This window comes from Streptomyces narbonensis (assembly GCF_014649015.1).
In the GTDB taxonomy this organism is placed as follows: Bacteria; Actinomycetota; Actinomycetes; order Streptomycetales; family Streptomycetaceae; genus Streptomyces; species Streptomyces narbonensis.
Genome location: NZ_BMSF01000024.1, coordinates 1 through 20,485, shown reverse-complemented (window position 1 = coordinate 20,485; position 20,485 = coordinate 1). Strand labels below are relative to the sequence as shown.

The window sequence follows — 20,485 nt, the reverse complement described above, 5'->3', positions numbered from 1 at the left end:
GATCATGAGTTCGAGCACGGCGTCATTGACACGGCAGTGGACCACCTGGGGGCCGGTGGTGGCGGCGCTTGTGCTTGTCGCGGCCTGGGGGCGGGACCTCCCGGGCTTCGCCGTCGGGCTCATCGCGCTCTGCCTCATGGCCGCCGTCCTCGCGGCCGTCCACCACGCCGAGGTCATCGCCCACCGGGTGGGTGAACCGTACGGCTCGCTCGTCCTCGCCGTGGCCGTCACGGTGATCGAGGTGGGACTCATCGTCTCGCTGATGGTGGGAGGCGGTGAGAAGACCTCGACCTATGCGCGGGACACCGTCTTCGCCGCCGTCATGATCACCTGCAACGGCATCGTCGGACTGTCCCTCCTCGTCGGTGCGCTCCGCAACCGCGTCGCCGTCTTCAACGCCGAAGGCTCGGGCGGCGCGCTCGCCACCGTCTGCACCCTCGCCACGATGACGCTGGTCCTGCCGACCTTCACCACCAGCCATCCGGGCCCCGAGTTCTCCGGCGTCCAGCTCGCCTTCGCCGCCGTCGCCTCCCTCTGCCTGTACGGCGTGTTCGTCGCCGTCCAGACCGTCCGGCACCGGGACTACTTCCTGCCGGTGCCGCGCCCCGGCCACGACTCGGAGGACGACCACGCGGATCCGCCGACCCGGCGCGAGACCTGGACCAGCCTGGGCCTCCTCCTCGTCGCCCTCGTCGCGGTCGTCGGCAACGCCAAGCTGATCTCGCCCACCATCGAGGACGGCGTCCAGTCCGCGGGCCTGCCCAAGGCGGTCGTCGGTGTCGTCATCGCCCTGATGGTGCTGCTGCCCGAGACCCTCGCCGCCGTCCGCGCGGCCCGCCGCGACCGCATGCAGACCAGTCTCAACCTCGCGTACGGCTCCGCGATCGCCAGCATCGGCCTGACGATTCCGGCGATCGCGCTCGCCTCGATCTGGCTGTCCGGACCCCTGGTCCTGGGCCTTGGGCCGATCCACATGGTCCTGCTCGTCCTCACCGGTGTGGTGAGCGCCCTGACCGTGGTGCCCGGACGGGCCACGCTCCTCCAGGGCGGCGTCCATCTCGCGATCTTCGCCGCCTTCGTCTTCCTCTCGTTCAGCCCCTGACGACCACCACCCGCAGCGCCGGCGAGCGCAGGATGTCCTTCTCGCAGAAACGGGAGGTCACCCAGCGCTCGCCCGCGTACAACCGGGTCTGGTCGCTGTAGTGCGGCGACGCCGGGTTCGAGGACTGGGAGTACGTCAGCAGGGTGCGGGCCACCGGACACCGGCGCCCGTCCCAGCCGACCGCCTGGACGTGGCTCGTCCCGTGCGCGACCTCCACGTAGCCGCCGCCGGCCGCGTTCCACACGGGCTCCGTCTTGTTCCAGACGCCCAGCGACTCGGTCCCGCCGCTCACCGGGATGCGCTCCCCGTTCCGCACGACGAACTGGTGGGCTCCGAGCGGCGCGTCCAGCGGGATCCCAGCCGCCCGGAGCTCCGCCGCCGCGTCCCGCAGCGCCTTCGCGAAGCCCGGCGCGGCCGTGTTCACCGTGTGCGGGGTCCGGACCGGGTCCGCCGCCGAGAACGGCACCTTCCACTGCTCGGCCTGCGGCACCGAAGCGGCGAACTTCCGCCAGAACCGGTCGAAGAACAGCGCACCCCTGCTCTCGGAGTCCACCGTCCTGTCCCAGGCCCCGATCACCCGGCAGGCCTCGGGATCGTCCGGCAGCGCCGCCGTGCAGGCCGCGGCGACATCGGCCGCCGCCAGGTCACCCGCCGGAGCGCGGTTGGCGAACTGCTGTCGCTGGAGGTCGGCCACCGTCAGCCGCCCCCGGTCCGCCATCGCCGCCACGTCCTCGACCCCGCCCCGGGTGCGCAGCGAGCGCTGGGTCGCGACGTTGCCGAAGACCCGCTCGTAACCGGTCAGCGGCCGGTCGGCATTGGTCAGCCAGGCGCTGTCGTTGGAGTTCTCGACGTACGGAGTGTCCCGCAGCACCGGCATCCGCGCCGGACCGAAGGTCCCCGGCTGGACCGCGTCCGGGTCCGAACCGAGCGCGCAGTCGGAGCGCGAACCGTCGAGCACCGCGACGCCCGAGGCCGGATAGGTGGCCCGGCCCAGCGGCGTCGAGCAGCGCTGGGCGAGCTCGTCGGTGATCCGGGGGAGCACCTGCGACTGGCTGAAGTAGGAGTGGCCGGCCGAGTCGGCCGCGATCGTGTTGACCCAGGGAAGGCCCTGGGTGCGGCGCAGGGTGTCGGCGACGTCCCGCGTCGAGCGCGCCTTGCCGAAGCCGAGCGCCGTGTCGGAACCGCGCAGGTTGGCCGCGTTGGGGTCGTTGAGCGCGTACGCCGTCGTGCCCGTCCACGGCAGCGGGAGCTGCGCTCCGAGGCCGCCGACGACCGGGCCGTACCGGGTCCACCACTGGGTACGGGTGACGGGGGTGCCGTCCTTGACCGGGACGGTGACCGTGCGCGCGGTCATCCGCTCGGGGCGCCCGTCCACCAGATAGGAGGTCGGATCGCCGGGGGCGAGCGTCAGCTGGTGGAGGTTGAGCGGCACTCCGGTGGCGACGGTGTGGCTCCAGGCCACCTTGTCGTTGAAGCCGATGTTGACGACCGTCGTGCCGAGGAGCGAGGCCCCCGAGACGTTCAGCTCGCCCGGGATGGTCTGCTGGGACTGCCAGAAGCGGCGGCCGCCCTGCCAGGGGTAGTGCGGATTGCCGAGGAGCAGCCCGCGCCCGTCGGCCGTCGTGGCCCCGGAGAACGCGACGGCGTTGGAGCCCATGGTGGCGTTCTCGGCGGCGAACAGCGCCCGGGCGGCCTCGGCGGTGCGCGCCGGATCCGGGGCGCTCGTGGGCGCGGAGGGGGCGGGCGCAGCGGGCGGCTTCGCGGCGGTGATGCCGTCCACGGCCCGGCCCTGTCCGCCGAGCACCGAGACGGCGAAGCCGCGCCGGGCCACGTCGAGCCCGCTCACCGGGCGGACCCAGTCGGCGCCGGCGCAGGCGGGGTCCGTGATCCGGTTCTTCCGCAGCCAGGCGTTGTAACCGGCCGCCCACCCGCGCATCAGCTCCTTGAGTTCGCGGCTCGGACCGGCCGGCGCGGGCGTCCGGAGCAGCTCGTCGACCGTCCCTGCGTCCTTGACGCCACGGAAGTACAGATCGCTGGAGACGTTGGTGGCGGCCGAGGACAGCGAGCCGTCCGGGGCGGCGTCCGGGCCGAAGTACCGGGAGCGCTCGCCGTTCACGGTCAGGAAGCCGTCGGCGAGGACGCAGACCTGGTCGGCGGCCTGGGCCCAGCCCGTGCCGAAGCCGAGGTTCGCGTAGTCCTTCGCCACGATGTGCGGGATGCCGAACTCGGTGTACCGGATGACTGCCGACAGGCCCCGGTCGGACGGCCGGTGACCGCCCCGGTCCTCGGAGTCGGCCGCCGCCGCGCCGGGCAGGGAAGCGGTGACGACGGCGAGTGCCGCGCCGGTGAGCGCCAGGTGTTTCAGACGGGTCAAGCGGGTGCGGAGGTGCAAGGTGCCTCCCAACGGACGGATGCGCACTGCTGGTTGGACCATGCACGCAGCCGGGTGACCCGCTTGTCAACATCCCGTTCGGTATCCGAGGTCGGGTGAGGCCGGGGGTATGTACGACGCGCCGCACGGTACTTGACCTTCCGCCCGGCCCGCGCCGAGGATCACGGCATGGAACGACTCCTCAGCCGCACCGTCGACGGCGTGCTGCGCATGAGCGCCCAGCGCGTCCCGGACCGCGTCGCCGTCCGGTACGCCGACCGGACCTGGACGTACGCCGAGCTGGACGAGGCCGTCACGACCGCCGCCGCCGTCCTGCGGGAGCCGCACCACGGCCTCGGCCTGCCCGAGTCCGCCCGCGTCGCGACCTACGGCCACAACTCGGACGCCTACCTCATCGCGTTCCTCGCCTGCGCGCGGGCCGGCCTGATCCACGTGCCGGTCAACCACCATCTGACCGGCGACGACCTCGCGTACCTCCTGGAGCAGTCGGAGACCTCGCTCGTCCTCGCCGACCCCGCCCTCGTGGACCGCGTCCCGGACGGCTTCGCGGTCAAGCCGCTGCGGGACGCGCCCGGTTCGCTCCTCGACGCGCTCGCCGTACCGGAGGAGTACGACACCGACCGCGACGCCCGCGAGTACGTCCAGCTGCTCTACACCTCGGGCACGACCGCCCTGCCCAAGGGCGCGATGATGACCCATCGCGCGCTCGTCCACGAGTACGCGAGCGCCGTGGAGGCCCTCGACCTGCGCGAGGACGACCGGCCCGTGCACGCGCTGCCGCTCTACCACTCGGCGCAGATGCACGTCTTCCTGCTGCCCTATCTCGCCGTCGGCGCGGAGAACACGATCGTCGACGGTCCCGACGCGGCCGTCCTCTTCGACCTCGTCGAGGCGGGCCGCGCCGACAGCTTCTTCGCACCGCCGACCGTCTGGATCGGCCTCGCCAACCACCCGGACTTCTCCGGCCGTGACCTGTCCGCGCTGCGCAAGGCCTATTACGGGGCCTCGATCATGCCCGTACCGGTACTCGAACGGCTGCGGGCACGGCTCCCCGGCCTGCGCTTCTACAACTGCTTCGGCCAGTCCGAGATCGGCCCCCTCGCCACCGTCCTCGGGCCCGAGGAGCACGAGGGCCGGATGGACTCCTGCGGCAGGCCCGTCCGCCATGTCGAGGCCCGGGTCGTCGACGAGGACGGGAACGACGTGCCCGACGGCACCGCCGGGGAGATCGTCTACCGCTCACCGCAGCTGTGCGACGGCTACTGGCGCAAACCGGAGGAGACCAAGGAGGCCTTCAGAGGCGGCTGGTTCCACTCGGGAGACCTCGCCGTGCGCGACGCCGAGGGCTTCCTCACCATCGTCGACCGGGTGAAGGACGTCATCAACTCCGGGGGAGTGCTCGTCGCCTCACGCCAGGTCGAGGACGCCCTGTACACCCACCCGGGCGTTGCCGAGGTGGCCGTGATCGGCCTCCCCGACGAGCGCTGGATCGAGGCCGTCACGGCCGTGGTCGTCCCGCGCGGCGGGGTCACGGAGGCCGAACTCCTCGCGCACGCACGCGAGAAGCTCGCCCACTTCAAGGCCCCGAAGCGCGTCCACTTCACCCCGGACCTGCCGCGCAACGCGAGCGGCAAGATCCTCAAGCGCGAGCTGCGGGACCGCTTCGGTACCGTTTGACGTCGTGACGTCGTGACGTCGTGACGTCGTCAGCTCGCGAGCTCCTCCACCACGCAGAGGATGTTGCCCTCACTGTCCTTGAACCAGGCACCACGCATGGTGTCCGATTCGACCACGCCGTCGACCGTCTTGATGCCCGGCAGGTCGTACTCCTCGAACGTGACGCCCTTGGAGCGGAGCTCCGTCATCTCGGCGTCGAGATCGGCGACCTTCCAGCTCGCGAGGGTGTGTCCGGCCTGGCCGCCGTAGGGCGTCTCGTAGAGTCCGATCGTCGTGCCCCCGCACTCGTATCGGGTGTCCTCGGCCGATTCCTTGGTGAGGGGAAGGCCGAGTGTTTCGGAGTAGAAGCGCTTGGCCCGGGTCAGGTCGTTGACCGGGATGATCGCGGCGATGGGAGAGTCAGACAGCATCGCACTCACCTCCTCCTTCCAGGCTACGCGCCGCGGAGGTCAACGATCCGCTTGATCTTGCCCACCGACCGCTCCAGCGTCTCCGGGTCGACCACCTCGACGCCGACCGAGACCCCGACCCCGTCCTTGACGGCCGCCGCGATGGCCCGGGCCGCCTCCTCGCGCTGCTCCGCCGTCGCCTCCGCGCGGGCCTCGGCCCGTACCGTCAGGGCGTCGAGCCGGCCCTCCCGGGTGAGCCGCAGCTGGAAGTGCGGGGCCACGGCGGGCGTGCGCAGGACGATCTCCTCGATCTGCGTGGGGAAGAGGTTCACCCCGCGCAGGATGATCATGTCGTCGCTGCGCCCGGTGACCTTCTCCATCCGCCGGAACACCCGCGCCGTCCCCGGCAGCAGCCGCGTCAGGTCGCGCGTCCGGTAGCGGATCACCGGCATCGCCTCCTTGGTGAGCGAGGTGAAGACGAGCTCACCCTCCTCCCCGTCGGGCAGCACCTCGCCCGTGAACGGATCCACGATCTCCGGGTAGAAGTGGTCCTCCCAGATGTGCAGCCCGTCCTTCGTCTCCACGCACTCCTGCGCGACGCCGGGGCCGATCACCTCCGACAGCCCGTATATGTCGACCGCGTCGATGGCGAAGCGCTCCTCGATCTCCTTCCGCATCGCCTCGGTCCACGGCTCCGCGCCGAACACGCCCACCTTCAGGGACGTGTAGCGCGGGTCCACGCCCTGCCGCTCGAACTCGTCGAGCAGCGTGAGCATGTACGAGGGGGTCACCATGATGATCTCGGGCCGGAAGTCCTGGATGAGCTGCACCTGCCGGGCCGTCATGCCGCCCGAGGCGGGGATGACCGTGCATCCGAGGCGCTCCGCGCCGTAGTGGGCGCCGAGTCCGCCGGTGAACAGGCCGTAGCCGTAGGCGACATGGACCTTGTGGCCCGGGCGCGCCCCTGCGGCGCGCAGGGAGCGGGCCACCACGTCCGCCCAGGTGTCGAGGTCGCCGTCCGTGTAGCCGACGACGGTCGGCCGCCCGGTGGTGCCGCTGGAGGCGTGTACGCGACGGATCCGGGACTGGTCGACGGCGAACATGCCGAAGGGGTAGTGGTCGCGCAGGTCGGACTTGGCCGTGAAGGGGAAGCGGGCGAGGTCCGCGAGGCTGCGGCAGTCGTCGGGGGAGAGCCCGGCCGCGTCGAAGGACGCCCGGTAGAAGGGCACGTTCTCGTACGCGTGCCGCAGGGTCGCGCGCAGTCGCTCCAGCTGGAGCAGCGCCAGCTCCTCGCGCCCGAGCCGTTCGCCGCTGTCCAGAAGATCCGTCATGCGCCACTCCTCCGCAGTCGTAAAACGGACTACCGATCATTCGGTAGTTGCGTCCGGGCCAGTAAACCCGCAGGTGCCCGGGGCTTGGCAAGGGGTGGGAGGGGGCCAATCGGGGCGCGCCCCACCACCGCCCCCCCACCACGCTCCCGGATCGCCCGGTTCGCCCGTACGTCACACCTTGGGGTGCTTTTCGGGGGAGCGGGGGTCGCTCGCAGAGGCGTACGGGAACGAGTGGACCGTCCGATACCGGCCCGGTCCCGGACGGCCCCGCCGCCGGCTCCGGACGGGCGGGCCCAGCCCGCGAGCCCGGCCGAAAGTGACGTCATGCCTGTGCTGTGCCCTCCCGCCGGCCCCGCGGAGGTGGCCCCGTGACCACCACCACCGCCTCCGACACCGCCGACTCCCCCCGGGTCCACTTCTGGGCCGTGCCCGACCTCACCGGCCTCGAGTTCGACCCGCTGCTCGCCAGGCTGCTGCACGAGGACCCCGTCACCCGGGTCCGCCTCCCGAACGGCGAGGGCCACGCCTGGCTCGTCACCCGCTACGAGGACGTCAAGTTCGTCTCCGCCGACCCCCGCTTCAGCCGCCAGGCCGTCCAGGGACGCTCCCTCACCCGGGTCGCCCCGCACTTCACCCCGATGGAAGGGGCCGTCGGCTTCGCAGACCCGCCTGACCACACCCGGATGCGACGGGTCGTCGCCCGCGCGTTCAGCGCCCGCGCCCTGCGCGCCCTCCGCGACCACGCCCAGGAGGTCATGGACCGGCTCCTCGACCGCGTCGAGGAACACGGCGCCCCCGCCGACCTCATGGACCTCGTCAACCGTCCCTTCCCGCTCGCCGTGGTCAGCGAGCTCATGGGCGTCCCCGAGGGCGACCAGCCGCTCATGGCCCGCTGGTCCGACACGATCGTCTCCGCCGGCGTCTCCGCCGGCGCCGGACGCGAGGCCGGCGAACAGGCCAAGGCCGACATGGGCCGCTACTTCACCGAACTCGTCGGCCGCAGCCACGGCACCGGCAAGGAGACCCTCGCCGCCGTCCTCGCCGACGCCGTCGACGAGGACGCCCTCACCGAGCAGGAGGCCGTCGGACTCGCCCTCCTCGTCCAGCTCGGCGGCGCCCTCGCCGTCCGCAACAACAGCGCCAACATGGTGTACGCGCTGCTCACCCACCCCGAGCACCTCGCCCGGCTCCGCGCCGAACCCGAACTCGTCCCGCACGCGGTCGACGAGCTCCTCCGCTACATCCCGCACCGCAGCGCCGTCGGCCTCTCCCGGATCGCCACGGAGGACGTCGAGGTCGGCGGCGTCACCATCCCGGCCGGGGACCCGGTCTACGTCTCCTACCTGACCGCCAACCGCGACCCGGACGTCTTCCCCGAGCCCGAGCGGCTCGACTTCGACCGCGGCTACAACCCGCACGTCGCCTTCGGCCACGGACCGCACGACTGCCCGGGCTCCGCCCTCGCCCGCATCGAGTCGGAGATCCTCCTCGACTCCCTGTGGACCCGCTTCCCGAACCTGCGCCTCGCCGTACCCGAGGACCGGCTCCGATGGCAGCGCGGAGCCCTCATCCGGGGCCCCGAGACCCTGCCCGTCACCTGGTGATCCCCGATCACCACCGACGCCGTGCCCGCCGCCCCGACCACCCTGGCCAGGCAAAACCTGTTGCCGCGGGCGGGACCCGCTGCTGGAGTGGCCCCCATGGAACCTCAGCACCTGCGTGACCTCTACGACCGTCAACTCCGCCGCGAGGCGCGCCCCGACGGGCCCGGCTGCCGGGTCGAGCGCGTCGGCCCCGTCGTCCGGCAGACCGGACCCGCGCACGCCTGGAACGGCGTGCTCTGGTCCGGACTCGACGCCCCCGGCGCCGACGCCGCGATCGACGAACAGATCGCCCACTACCGGGCCGCCGGACTCTCCTTCGAGTGGAAGCTGTACGGACACGACGGCCCCGCCGACCTCGCCGACCGGCTCCTCGCCGCCGGTTTCACCGCCGAGGACCCGGAGACCCTGATGGCCGCCGAGGCCGCCGCCCTGCCCCGGGACGTGCCGCTCCCCGAAGGCGTCGAGCTCCACGCGGTCACCGACGAGGCCGGTGTACGCCAGGTCGTCGAGGTCCACGAACGCGCCTTCGGGACCGACAGCTCCCACATCGGCCGCCAGCTCCTCGACCGCCTCGCCGCCGACCCCGACACGGTCACCGCCGTCGTCGCCGTCGCGTCCGGCGAACCCGTCAGCGCGGCCCGCCTCGAACTCTGCCCGGGCACCGACTTCGCCGGCCTCTGGGGCGGCGGCACCGTCGAGGCGTGGCGGGGCCGCGGCCTCTACCGCGCCCTCGTCGCCCACCGCGCCCGCATCGCCGCGGCCCGCGGCCACCGCTACGTCCAGGTCGACGCGGCGGACACGAGCCGCCCGATCCTCCAGCGCCTGGGCTTCCTGACGCTCTCGACGACGACCCCGTACACGTACACCCCGTAGGTGGGGCGGGGCGATCAGGGCGCCCCTTCGGGCGAGCGCAGGGCCGCTGCGGGCACGGTCGTGCGGGGGCGCGCCCGCATGCGCAGGTCGCGGAGTTCGAGTGTCACCGCCGCGGCGAGGCGGCCCCGATGGCCCGGCACGTGCTCCAGGCGCCAGCGGGCGGCGATGGTCGCGAGGGCGAGGGTGGCCTCGATCATGCTGAAGGAGTCGCCGATGCATTTGCGGGCGCCCGCGGCGAAGGGGAGGAAGGCGTGGCGGGGCGGCTGGGGGTGCGGGGCGGCCCAGCGATCGGGGGAGAAGGCTTCGGGATCCGGGTAGATGTCGGGCCGGTGGTGGATCAGGTACGGGCTGTACGCGACGCTGGTCCCGGCCGGCAGCAGATGCCCGCCGAGCCGCGTGTCGGCGGTGACCACGCGGGTGAAGAACCAGCCCGGCGGGCGCAGCCGGAGGGTCTCGGTGACGACGCGCTCGGTCAGCGGAAGGCGCGGAAGATCGGCGTGGGTGGCCGGCGCACCGCCGAGGACGGCGTCGACCTCGGCGTGCAGGGCCTGCTCGACTTCGGGGTGGCGGGCCACCAGATCAAGGGCCGAGGACAGCGTGGCGGCGGTGCTCTCGATACCGGCCAGGACGAAGGAGACGACCGTGTCGGTGATCTCGGCCCCGCTCATGCCGGGACGGTCGTCCTCGGGATCGTGGGCCGCCACCAGGGCCGAAAGCAGGTCCCCGTAGTCGGCGCCGTCGGCGCGGCGCTCGGCGATGACGCGCTCGACGGTGCCGTGGAGTCGGGCGCGGGCCGCGAGGTGAGCGCGATTCCCGGGGGTGGGCAGGCGATCGAGCGGCGGGATCAGGAACATGCGCTGGTAGAGGCTCTTGACCACGGTGGTGACATCGTCGGTGAGCCGGCCGTGCGCCGTCGAGGGCAGGGCGTCGGAGAACAGGGTGGCGGTGATGATCCTGGAGCTCGTCGTCATCATCTCGGCGGGCACGTCGAGGACCTGCCCGGGACTCCACGAATCGGTCGTCTCCTGCACGCAACCGGTCATGGCCCGCGCGTAGTCCGGCAGCCGGGCCTGGTGGAAGGCGGGCTGGGAGAGCCGTCGCAGCCGGCGGTGCGCCTGATGCGGACAGGAGACCACGCCGTCGCCGATCACCTCTCTCAGGCGGTCGTAGAGCGGGCCGCCCTTGTCGAAGACGCGGTCGTCCAGCAGAGCTCGCCGGGTCAGTTCCGGATCGCAGATCACGATCATGCTGAGCGGACCGAGCCGGACACGGACCAGCTCACCGAGTGCGGGCAACGACTTCAGGAACGCCAAGGGGTCCCGCAGCAGCGGTACGACGTGTCCGATGAGCGGCAACGCGCGGGGAGCGGTAGGGATCGAGGGGAAGTCCTTCATGGCGCGCCACGGCTCCTCCTGGCGGGTCCCCTCGTCGGGCGACCCCCCTGCTGAAGGTCGATCCCGGTGGCGGTCCGGCCGACCGAGACGTCGCCGGACGCCGAGTCGGGTCCACCCCGGCCAGGTTCCGCACCCCGGTGTATCTAGCGCAGCCCGGTGGCGACGCGCGCGTGCGGCACGGGAAACGGCAGGTCGGCGGCCGTCACCCGAATCTCCGTCAGGTTGACGGGGCGTCGCGGTCGTGTGCCGTGACCACGGCGAGCAGGAGGCCCGGGAACCGCTCGTCGATCTCCTCGCGGCGCAGGACGTTCATGCGGGAAGTGCCCGCGTAGTGCTGGCGGATGAGGCCGCTCAACCGCGCCGAGGCCCTCTTCCGCGGCGGCCGGTACATCGAACCCGCCCGGCGCTTCCCCGCTCGTCTGGGGCTTGGGCGGCGGGTGTCATCGAGGCCCTGGGCGAGGGGGCCACCGGCCTCGCGGTCGGGCAGGCGGTGAGTGTCGTCCCGTCCTTCTCGATGAACGACCACGGTGTCTACGCCGACCGCGCGGTCGTCCCGGCGTCCTCGGTCGTCCCCCGCCCCGCGGGCCTCGACGCCGTCGGGGGTGCGGCCGTGTGGATGCCGTACCTCACCGCGTACGGCGGCCTCGTGGACGTCGGCGGGATGCGGGCCGGAGACACCGTCGTCCTGACGGCGGCCTCCAGCGGCGTCGGTCTCGCCGCGATCCGCACCGCCCAGCGGGTCGGCGCCGTCCCCGTCGCGACCACCCGCACCCGCGCCAAGAGGGACGCCCTCCTCGAGGCGGGCGCCGCCGAGGTCGTCGTCACCGACGAGGAGGACGTCGTCGAGCGCGTCCTCGACCTCACCGGCGGGCGCGGCGCAGGCCTCGCCTTCGACGGGTCGCCGGGCCCGGCGTGACCGATCCAGGTGGGCAAGATCGTCGTGACCGTACCCTCGTGACCCGGAGGGGCGGGGGTCAGGGCGTCCAGTGCGTCGGGCGGTCGAAGCCCGCCGGGAGACGGGTCGCCGCGTTTCCGCGGGCCGCGTTCAGCTGCGGCTGGGTGAGGAAGAGCGCGCCGGTCAGGTCCGCGCCCGACAGGTCCGCGTCCCGCAGGTCGGCGCCGATGAGGTCGGTGAGCGTCAGGTCGGCCCCCGTCAGGTCGGCGGCGATCAGGAGCGCCCCGCGCAGGTCCGCGCCCCGCAGCTTCGCCCCGCGCAGCCGCTTGCCGATCAGGTCGGCCCCCCGACGGCTCTTCGGCCTGCCGCCCGCCGTCGCCCGGACCAGCTCGCTCGTCCGCAGGAGCAGCGGGTTCACCTCGGCCCGCACGGGCGCCACGTCGAGCTTCTCCAGCGCGTCGGGCGTTCCCCCGGTCAGCTCCTCGACCCGGGCGAGCGCCGCGCGCAGCTCGGCGTGGAGTGGCCGGGCGGCCGGCAGGGCCAGGGCCTCGGTGAGGTAGCGGAGCAGCTCGTGCAGCTGGCGTACGACCGGGAACACCTCGTACATCTGGCGCGCGGTCTCCGGCGCCTCGCGCCAGGACACCCCGCCGAACGTCACCTGGGAGACGTGCTGGCCCGCGCCGAAGCAGTCGTACACCGTGCAGCCCTGGAAGCCGCTGGGCCGCAGGCGCGTGTGGATGCCGCAGCGGAAGTCCTCCTGGAGGTTGCGGCAGGGGTCACCGGACGACTTGTTCACGGCGAAGTCCGCCGACTTCGCGAAAGGCAGCGCCACGCAGCACAGCCCGAAGCACTCGGCGCAGTCGCCGCGCAGCGCGGATTCCCGGGTCTCGGGCACGGTGGAACGGTTCCTTCGCATGTCGGGGACGGTCCAACCACCGTATCGCGCCCTCAGCAGGCCTTCCGCACGTCGTTGCACGCTTCGTCCCGAGCCCCCCCCCGCACGTTGTCCCGCATGTCGTCCCGCCCTCGTCCCGCCCACCATCCCGCCCGTAGTCCCGCCCTAGGCGAAATCCGTTGCGGAGATCGACAAGTGGTCGTGATGATCAACCGCATGCCCACCATCACGACCTTCACCACGTACGACGGGACCGAACTCGCCTACCGGACGCAGGGCGAGGGCGAGCCGCTGATCTGCCTGCCCGGCGGTCCCATGCGCGACGCCGCCTACCTCGGCGACCTCGGCGGACTCTCGGCCCACCGCACCCTGGTCGTGCTCGATGCGCGCGGCACCGGGGCGAGTGCCGAGCCCGCCGACCCCGGCACGTACCGCTGCGACCGTCAGGTCGGCGATGTCGAGGCCCTCCGCGCCCACCTCGACCTGGAGCGGATCGACCTCCTCGGCCACTCCGCCGCCGGGAACCTCGCCACGCTGTACGCCGCGGCCCACCCCGAGCGCGTCCGCTCCCTCGTCCTCGTCACCTCCGCCGGGCGGGCGCTCGGCCTCGGCACCACCGACGAGGAGTGGGACGAGGCCGTCGAGGTCTTCGCCGACCGGCCCTGGTACGCGGCGGCCCGCGCCGGACTCGCCTCGATCGGCCCCGACACCCCGCTGCCCCGCGAACTGGAGATCGTGGCGCCCTTCGCCTACGGCCGCTGGGACGAGGCCGCCCAGAAGCACGCGGCGACAGCGCAGGAGCAGATCCACTGGGAGGCGGCCTCGGCCTACCACGGCGAGGGCGCCTACGACCCGGAGACCACCGGAAAGGCCCTCACCGCGCTCGAGGCGCCGGTGCTGATCCTGGCCGGGGAGTACGACGCCGGTCCCACCCCGGCCAGGGCCGCCGAGATCGCGACGCGCTTCCCCGACGCCGAGCTCGTCGTCCTGCCCGGCGCCGGGCACTTCCCCTGGGTGGACGACGCGGAGGCCTTCGTCCGCCCGGTCGCCGCCTTCCTCGATCCGGAGGTCCGCACGGTCACCGTGGACGGCGTGCGCCTCGCCTACCGGGTGAGCGGCCCCGAGGGGGCCCCGCCCGTCGTCCTCGTCCACGGCCGAGGCGAGAACGGCACCGCCTGGCACGGCATCGCCGAGGGCCTCGCAGCCGACCACCGGGTGTACGCCCCCGACCTGCGTGGCCACGGACTGAGCGACCGTCCCGGCGGCTACGGCTTCGAGGACCTCCGCGACGAACTCGGCGGCTTCCTGCGCGCTCTCTGCCTCGCCGGGGCGACCGTCGTGGCGCATTCGATGGGCGGCGGGGCCGCCTGCCTCCTCGCCCAGCACGAACCCGGCCTGATCGGGCGCCTGGTCCTAGAGGAGCCGCCCGCCTTCATCCCGCTCGACCCGCCCCGCCCGGTCGCCGAGCGCCCCGAGGGCCCGCTCGCCCTCGACTGGGAGGTCGTCACGACCACCGACGCCCAGCTGAACGCCCCCGACCCCGCCTGGCGCGAGGGCCTCCACGCGATCACGGCCCCCACCCTCGTCCTCGCCGGCGGCCCGTCCAGCCACCTCCCGCAGGAACACCTCACCCGGCTCACCGAACGCATCCCCGGCGCCCGCCTGGTCACGATCGACGCCGGGCATCTGATCCATGACGCCCGGCCGGTCGAATTCCTGGCAGCGCTCCGGGAGTTCGGGGTCTAGGGGGTGTCGTCACATTCCCGTCTGCGCCGCAACGCTCCCCCAGCTACCGCTGGGAGGCGCCCCCCGGGCACGCACTCTCGCCGCACCGGGCGAAGGCCCACGTACGTCCAGTACGTGGGCCTTCGCCCGGCACGCCGAGAACACGCACCAGACGCCGCGGGGCCGCCCTTCGGGCGACGACGGGAATGTGACGACACCCCCTAGACCCGCCCGTCCTCCGTGGCCGTTCCCGCGTCAGCGTCCGCCTCCACCGCCACCGAGCGGGCCCAGCGGTAGTCCGCCTTGCCGCTGGGGGAGCGCTGGATCCGGTCGGTGAGCACCAGCTGGCGAGGGACCTTGTAGCCCGCCAGGCGCGGGCGGCAGTGGGTCTGCACCGCCTCCAGGTCCAGCGGCGGGGCGTCCGCGCGGAGCTGGACGACCGCGGCGACGTGGTTGCCCCAGCGGGCGTCGGGGACCCCGGCGACCAGGGCGTCGTACACGTCGGGGTGGGACTTCAGCGCCTGCTCCACCTCCTCCGGGTAGACCTTCTCGCCGCCCGTGTTGATGCACTGCGAGCCGCGCCCGAGGACGGTGACGACGCCCTGCTCGTCGACGGTCGCCATGTCGCCGAGGAGCACCCACCGCACGCCGTCCTTCTCGAAGAAGGTCTCGGCGGTCTTGGCCGGGTCGTTGTAGTAGCCGAGCGGGACGTGACCACGCTGGGCCAGGCGGCCGATCTCGCCCGTCGCGACGGGTTCGCGGGTCGCCGGGTCGACGACCTGCGTCCGTTCGTTGACGTGGAGCCGGAAGCCCTTGTCAGGGCCGGAGTCGTCCGTCGCGCGACCGTTGGAACCGGACTCGGTGGAGCCGAAGTTGTTGAGCAGCAGCACGTTCGGCATGAGCTCCTGGAGCTGGGCACGGACGGTGTCGGACATGATCGCCCCGGAGGACGACAGGCTGAAGAGCTGGGAGAGGTCGGTGCCCTTGAGGGGGCCGTGCAGGGCGTCCACGAGCGGGCGCAGCATGGCGTCGCCCACGAGGGAGATGCTGGAGACCTTCTCCTTCTCCAGGGTGCGCAGGACCTCCTCCGGCACGTACTTGCGGTGGAGGACGACCCGCTGGCCGTAGTTGAAGGCGATGAACGCCGTCAGCGTGGAGGTGCCGTGCATCAGCGGTGGCGCGGGGAAGAAGGTGATGCCGGGGCCGCCTGCCGCGACCCGCTCGGCCAGCTCCTCGGGCCGCTTCACGGGCTCGCCCGAGGGCTCACCCCCGAACAGGCCCGCGAAGAACAGGTCCTCCTGGCGCCACAGGACGCCCTTCGGCATGCCGGTCGTGCCGCCGGTGTAGATGATGAAGAGGTCGTCCCCGGATCGCGGGCCGAAGCCGCGCTCCTTCGCGCCGGCCGCCTCGGCCTCGGCGTACGGGACGCAGTCGAGGGCCGGCGCTCCCTCGGGCGGGGTCCCCACCCGCACGAGGTGCCGCAGCTTCTCCGTCTGCGGCCGCGCCGCCGCCACCCGATCCGTGAACTCGGCGTCGAAGACGAGCGCCGCCAGGTCGGCGTCCCGGTAGAGGTAGACGAGCTCCTCCTCCACGTACCGGTAGTTCACGTTGACCGGCACGATCCGCGCCTTGAGACAGGCGAGGACCGTCTGCAGGTACTCGACGCCGTTGTACAGGTGGAGGCCGAGGTGCTCGCCGGGCCGGATGCCCGCGTCGATGAGGTGATGGGCGATCCCGTTGGCGGCGGCGTCGAGTTCGGCGTACGTGAGGCGGCGCTCCGCGCCCGTGCCCGGGTGATCGACGTACACGAGAGCCTCGCGGTCCGGGACCACGTCGACCACCGATTCGAACAGGTCGGCAAGGTTGTACTCCACCGTTCCTCCTGATCCCGGTTCGCGCTGACTCGTACGGGTGCGCAGTGACGTGGCGGTCATTAGAGCGCCGACCGGCGACGGGGGGAAGGGGGTGCGCAGAAGAATCTGACTGAGTGTCAGAAAACTATTGAACTGGATCCCCCACTCCTGCAACCTGTTCCAGAACTGGAGACGGGAGACCCCATGGGTGGCACCGAACACCTGGACGTGCGGCGCGAAGGCGCCACGCTCGTCCTCACCTTGAACCGGCCCGAGGCCAAGAACGCGCTCTCGCTGCCGATGCTCGTCGGCCTCCACGACGGCTGGCTGGAGGCCGACGCCGACGACGGCATCCGCTCGATCGTCCTCACCGGCGCGGGCGGCTCCTTCTGCGCCGGCATGGACCTCAAGGCCCTGGCCGGCAAGGGCATGGAGGGCGAGCAGTACCGGGACCGCCTGAAAGCCGACCCCGACCTGCACTGGAAGGCGATGCTGCGCCACCACCGCCCGCGCAAGCCCGTCATCGCGGCCGTCGAGGGGTACTGCGTCGCCGGCGGCACCGAGATCCTCCAGGGCACCGACATCCGGGTCGCGGCCGCCTCCGCGACCTTCGGCCTCTTCGAGGTCAGGCGAGGCCTCTTCCCCATCGGCGGTTCCACCGTCCGGCTGCCCCGCCAGATCGCCCGTACCCACGCCCTCGAAATGCTCCTCACGGGCCGCCCGTACACCGCCGAGGAGGCAGCCCGGATCGGCCTCGTCGGACGGGTCGTCCCCGACGGCACGGCCCTCGACGCGGCCCTCGACATCGCCGAGCGCATCAACGCGTGCGGACCGCTCGCCGTCGAGGCGGTGAAGGCCTCCGTCTACGAGACCGCCGAGATGACGGAGACGGAGGGGCTGGCCGCCGAACTGAAGCGGGGGTGGCCGATCTTCGACACGGCGGACGCGAAGGAGGGGGCGAGGGCGTTCGCGGAGAAGCGGACGCCGGAGTACCGGCGGGAGTGAGCCGCTGCGCCCACCCCCACCACCCCCCCCAACCAAGGAGCCGCCCCATGACCACCGAAGCCGCCCCGCCCCCGGAGACCCTCCGCGCACCCCTTGTCGTCGAGTTCCCCTTCACCCGCTCCCTCGGCCCCGTCCAGTCCGCCTTCCTCACCGGACTGCGCGAGCGGACCGTGCTCGGGGTGCGGACCGAGGCCGGTGAGGTGCTCGTCCCGCCCGTCGAGTACGACCCCCTCACCGCCGCCGAGCTCCGCGAACTCGTCGAGGTCGGCGTCACCGGTACCGTCACCACCTGGGCCTGGAACCCCGAGCCCCGCACCGGCCAGCCGCTCACCACCCCCTTCGCCTGGGTCCTCGTCCGTCTCGACGGCGCCGACACCGCACTCCTGCACGCCCTCGACGCCCCCGGCCCCGAGGCCGTCCGCACCGGACTGCGCGTCCGGATCCGCTGGGCCGCCGAACGGTCCGGTGCCATCACCGACATCGCCTGCTTCGAGCCGTACGACAGCGACCCGGTGGTCGAACCGGGCGCCCATGACGGCCGGTTCACCGATCCCGTCACCGGCATCGTCGCCGCCGCCCGCCTCGACTACACCTACAGTCCCGGCCGCGCCCAGACCCGCTACCTCCACGCGCTCGCCGAGCGCCGCACCGTCGGCGAGCGCTGCCCCTCCTGCTCCAAGGTCTACGTGCCTCCCCGGGGCGCCTGCCCCACCTGCGGGGTCGCCACCACCGACCAGGTCGAGGTGGGCCCGCGCGGCACGGTCACCACGTACTGCATCGTCAACATCAAGGCGAAGAACCTGGACATCGAGGTGCCGTACGTCTACGCCCACATCGCCCTCGACGGCGCCGGGCTCGCCCTCCACGGCCGCATCGCCGGCATCCCCTACGACGAGGTCCGCATGGGCCTGCGCGTCGAACCCGTGTGGAGCGAGGACGGGCGCTACCCCGACCACTACCGGCCCACCGGCGAACCCGACGCCGACTACGACACCTACAAGGAGCTGCTGTGACGCCGCACCGGCCCGCACGAGAGGTGGCGATCGTCGCCTTCGCCCAGAGTGACCACCGCCGCCGCACCGACGACCTCTCCGAGGTCGAGATGGTCATGCCCGTCCTGCACGACGTGCTCCGGCAGACCGGACTCAAGGCCTCCGACATCGGCTTCACCTGCTCCGGCTCCTCCGACTACCTCGCGGGACGGGCCTTCTCCTTCACCATGGCCCTCGACGGCGTCGGCGCCTGGCCGCCGATCTCCGAGTCCCACGTCGAGACGGACGGCGCCTGGGCCCTGTACGAGGCGTGGGTGAAGCTCCTCACCGGGGAGGCCGACACCGCCCTCGTCTACTCGTACGGGAAGTCCTCGCCCGGTTCCGTACGCGACGTCCTCACCCGCCAGCTCGACCCCTACTACCTCGCCCCGCTCTGGCCCGACTCCGTCGCCCTCGCCGCGCTCCAGGCCCAGGTGCTCGTCGACGCGGGCCACACCGACGAACCCGCCCTCGCCGCCATCGCCGAACGGAGCCGGAGCGACGCGGCGGCCAACCCGCACGCCCAACTGCCCGGCACCCGCCCCCAGGGCGAGTACGTCGTCCAGCCGCTCCGCACCGGCGACTGCCCGCCCATCGGCGACGGAGCCGCCGCCGTGATCCTCGCCGCCGGCGACCTGGCCCGCGAGCTCTGCGAGCGCCCCGCCTGGATCCGGGGCATGGACCACCGCATCGAGGCCCACTCCCTCGGCGTCCGCGACCTCACCGACTCGCCCTCCACCCGCCTCGCCGCCGAGCGCGCCGGAGTCTTCGAGAGGCCCGTCGACACCGCTGAACTCCACGCCCCCTTCACCTCCCAGGAGGTCGTGCTCACCAAGGCCCTCGGCCTCGACGCGAGCGTGCGGATCAACCCCTCCGGCGGCGCCCTCGCCGCCAACCCCGTCATGGCCACCGGCCTCATCCGCCTCGGCGAGGCCGCCGCCCGCATCCACCGGGGCGCCTCCGACCGCGCCCTCGCCCACGCCACCTCCGGGCCCTGCCTCCAGCAGAACCTGGTCGCCGTCCTGGAAGGGGACCCCCGTGCCTAAAGAGCCCGTCGCCGTCGTCGGCATCGGCCAGACCAAGCACGTCGCCGCCCGCCGGGACGTCTCCATCGCCGGACTCGTCCGAGAGGCCGCCGTCCGGGCCCTGGCGGACGCGGAACTCACCTGGGCGGACATCGACGCCGTCGTCATCGGCAAGGCCCCCGACTTCTTCGAGGGCGTGATGATGCCGGAGCTGTACCTCGCCGACGCGCTCGGCGCCGTCGGCAAACCCATGCTCCGCGTCCACACCGCCGGATCCGTCGGCGGCTCCACCGCCCTCGTCGCCGCCAACCTCGTCGCGGCGGGTGTCCACGGAACCGTCCTCACCCTCGCCTTCGAGAAGCAGTCCGAGTCCAACGCCATGTGGGGCCTCTCCCTGCCCGTCCCCTTCCAGCAGCCCCTGCTCGCCGGCGCCGGAGGCTTCTTCGCCCCGCACGTCCGCGCCTACATGCGCCGCACCGGCGCCCCCGACGCGATCGGCTCCCTCGTCGCGTACAAGGACCGGCGCAACGCGCTCAAGAACCCCTACGCCCATCTCCACGAGCACGACCTGACCCTGGAGAAGGTCCAGGCCTCCCCGATGCTCTGGGACCCGATCCGGTACTCGGAGACCTGCCCGTCCTCCGACGGCGCCTGCGCCATGGTCCTCACCAACCGCGCAGGAGCGGCCCGTGCCCCGCGCCCCGCCGCCTGGGTGCACGGTGGCGCCATGCGCAGCGAGCCCACCCTCTTCGCAGGGAAGGACTTCGTCTCGCCGCAGGCGGGCCGGGACTGCGCCGCCGACGTCTACCGCCAGGCCGGCATCACGGACCCGAGGCGGGAGATCGACGCCGTCGAGATGTACGTGCCGTTCTCCTGGTACGAGCCGATGTGGCTGGAGAACCTCGGCTTCGCCGAGGAGGGCGAGGGGTGGAAGCTCACCGAGGCCGGGGTGACCGAACTCGACGGCGACCTGCCCGTGAACCCCTCGGGCGGAGTGCTCTCCACCAACCCCATCGGAGCCTCCGGCATGATCCGCTTCGCCGAGGCCGCGCTCCAGGTGCGCGGCGAGGCGGGCGAACACCAGGTGGACGGCGCACGGCGGGCGCTCGGCCACGCCTACGGAGGCGGCGCGCAGTTCTTCTCCATGTGGCTGGTCGGGGACACCCTGCCCGCAGGCTGAACGGGGGACACCCTGCCCACCGGCTCAACGGGGCCGCCGACCGCGAGCCGCCTAGGACTTGTCCGGCCGATCATGTTCGGAGCCAGATGGTGAGGGCTGCGGCGGTTGCGGTGC

Annotated in this window: 17 protein-coding genes; 10 read left to right on the top strand and 7 right to left on the bottom strand. The window is 72.7% G+C overall.

The features are described from left to right. Positions 1-4 precede the first annotated feature (4 nt). Positions 5-1,102 carry a calcium:cation antiporter gene (locus IE124_RS31185; RefSeq protein ID WP_189512904.1) on the top strand — a complete coding sequence of 366 codons (1,098 nt, stop codon included), beginning with the start codon at positions 5-7 and terminating at the stop codon, positions 1,100-1,102. Here IE124_RS31185 and IE124_RS31180 read toward each other — a convergent pair. Next, positions 1,092-3,536, bottom strand: coding sequence for a penicillin acylase family protein (locus IE124_RS31180; protein ID WP_189512902.1), 2,445 nt, complete (start codon positions 3,534-3,536; stop codon positions 1,092-1,094). The two genes, IE124_RS31185 and IE124_RS31180, sit on opposite strands and share 11 nt — an antisense overlap. 126 nt (positions 3,537-3,662) lie before the next feature. On the opposite strand from IE124_RS31180, the gene IE124_RS31175 reads away from it, so the two are divergent. Continuing rightward, on the top strand, positions 3,663-5,171 hold the full coding sequence (locus IE124_RS31175) for an acyl-CoA synthetase (RefSeq protein WP_189512900.1): 1,509 nt from the start codon (positions 3,663-3,665) through the stop codon (positions 5,169-5,171). Positions 5,172-5,200: 29 nt separating this feature from the next. On the opposite strand, the gene IE124_RS31170 is transcribed toward IE124_RS31175, so the two are convergent. Together IE124_RS31170 and paaK are read right to left on the bottom strand one after the other, a co-directional pair. Beyond that, on the bottom strand, positions 5,201-5,581 hold the full coding sequence (locus IE124_RS31170) for a VOC family protein (protein ID WP_189512898.1): 381 nt from the start codon (positions 5,579-5,581) through the stop codon (positions 5,201-5,203). Between the two features lie 23 nt (positions 5,582-5,604). Continuing rightward, positions 5,605-6,891 carry a phenylacetate--CoA ligase PaaK gene (paaK, locus tag IE124_RS31165; protein WP_189512896.1) on the bottom strand — a complete coding sequence of 429 codons (1,287 nt, stop codon included), beginning with the start codon at positions 6,889-6,891 and terminating at the stop codon, positions 5,605-5,607. Positions 6,892-7,259: 368 nt separating this feature from the next. Here paaK and IE124_RS31160 point away from each other — a divergent pair, with 368 nt between their 5' ends. Together IE124_RS31160 and IE124_RS31155 are read left to right on the top strand one after the other, a co-directional pair. After that, complete coding sequence (locus IE124_RS31160) at positions 7,260-8,495, top strand: cytochrome P450 (protein WP_189512893.1); 1,236 nt, start codon at positions 7,260-7,262, stop codon at positions 8,493-8,495. Between the two features lie 96 nt (positions 8,496-8,591). Beyond that, positions 8,592-9,368, top strand: a complete 777-nt coding sequence (locus IE124_RS31155) for a GNAT family N-acetyltransferase (RefSeq protein ID WP_189512891.1) — start codon at positions 8,592-8,594, stop codon at positions 9,366-9,368. 14 nt (positions 9,369-9,382) lie between these two features. Here IE124_RS31155 and IE124_RS31150 read toward each other — a convergent pair whose 3' ends face one another. Both IE124_RS31150 and IE124_RS35135 read right to left on the bottom strand, forming a co-directional pair. Then, positions 9,383-10,762 (bottom strand): cytochrome P450, encoded by a 1,380-nt coding sequence (locus IE124_RS31150; RefSeq protein ID WP_189512889.1) that lies wholly within the window; start codon positions 10,760-10,762, stop codon positions 9,383-9,385. 217 nt (positions 10,763-10,979) lie between these two features. Beyond that, positions 10,980-11,117 carry a hypothetical protein gene (locus IE124_RS35135; protein WP_306432450.1) on the bottom strand — a complete coding sequence of 46 codons (138 nt, stop codon included), beginning with the start codon at positions 11,115-11,117 and terminating at the stop codon, positions 10,980-10,982. Between the two features lie 159 nt (positions 11,118-11,276). On the opposite strand from IE124_RS35135, the gene IE124_RS35130 reads away from it, so the two are divergent. Beyond that, complete coding sequence (locus tag IE124_RS35130) at positions 11,277-11,678, top strand: zinc-binding dehydrogenase (RefSeq protein WP_229833062.1); 402 nt, start codon at positions 11,277-11,279, stop codon at positions 11,676-11,678. Positions 11,679-11,736: 58 nt separating this feature from the next. Here the strand turns inward: IE124_RS35130 and IE124_RS31140 are convergent, their stop codons facing one another. After that, positions 11,737-12,573, bottom strand: coding sequence for a pentapeptide repeat-containing protein (locus IE124_RS31140; protein WP_189512887.1), 837 nt, complete (start codon positions 12,571-12,573; stop codon positions 11,737-11,739). A gap of 204 nt (positions 12,574-12,777) precedes the next feature. Between IE124_RS31140 and IE124_RS31135 the strand changes: the two genes are divergently transcribed. Beyond that, complete coding sequence (locus tag IE124_RS31135; protein ID WP_370468849.1) at positions 12,778-14,298, top strand: alpha/beta fold hydrolase; 1,521 nt, start codon at positions 12,778-12,780, stop codon at positions 14,296-14,298. 200 nt (positions 14,299-14,498) lie between these two features. Here IE124_RS31135 and IE124_RS31130 read toward each other — a convergent pair whose 3' ends face one another. Continuing rightward, positions 14,499-16,151: an acyl-CoA synthetase gene (locus IE124_RS31130; RefSeq protein WP_189512883.1), complete on the bottom strand. Its 1,653-nt coding sequence runs from the start codon at positions 16,149-16,151 to the stop codon at positions 14,499-14,501. A gap of 183 nt (positions 16,152-16,334) precedes the next feature. Between IE124_RS31130 and IE124_RS31125 the strand changes: the two genes are divergently transcribed. The 4 genes from IE124_RS31125 to IE124_RS31110 are packed head-to-tail and all read left to right on the top strand — an operon-like array spanning position 16,335 to position 20,371. Next, the gene (locus IE124_RS31125; protein ID WP_189512881.1) at positions 16,335-17,135 is read left to right on the top strand and encodes a crotonase/enoyl-CoA hydratase family protein; all 801 of its coding nucleotides are present in this window, start codon (positions 16,335-16,337) and stop codon (positions 17,133-17,135) included. A gap of 47 nt (positions 17,136-17,182) precedes the next feature. Beyond that, on the top strand, positions 17,183-18,148 hold the full coding sequence (locus IE124_RS31120; RefSeq protein ID WP_189512879.1) for a Zn-ribbon domain-containing OB-fold protein: 966 nt from the start codon (positions 17,183-17,185) through the stop codon (positions 18,146-18,148). Beyond that, complete coding sequence (locus IE124_RS31115) at positions 18,145-19,212, top strand: thiolase family protein (protein WP_189512877.1); 1,068 nt, start codon at positions 18,145-18,147, stop codon at positions 19,210-19,212. The genes IE124_RS31120 and IE124_RS31115 overlap by 4 nt, the downstream gene beginning before the upstream one ends. Continuing rightward, positions 19,205-20,371: a thiolase family protein gene (locus tag IE124_RS31110; protein ID WP_189512876.1), complete on the top strand. Its 1,167-nt coding sequence runs from the start codon at positions 19,205-19,207 to the stop codon at positions 20,369-20,371. The genes IE124_RS31115 and IE124_RS31110 overlap by 8 nt, the downstream gene beginning before the upstream one ends. Positions 20,372-20,485 lie beyond the last annotated feature (114 nt).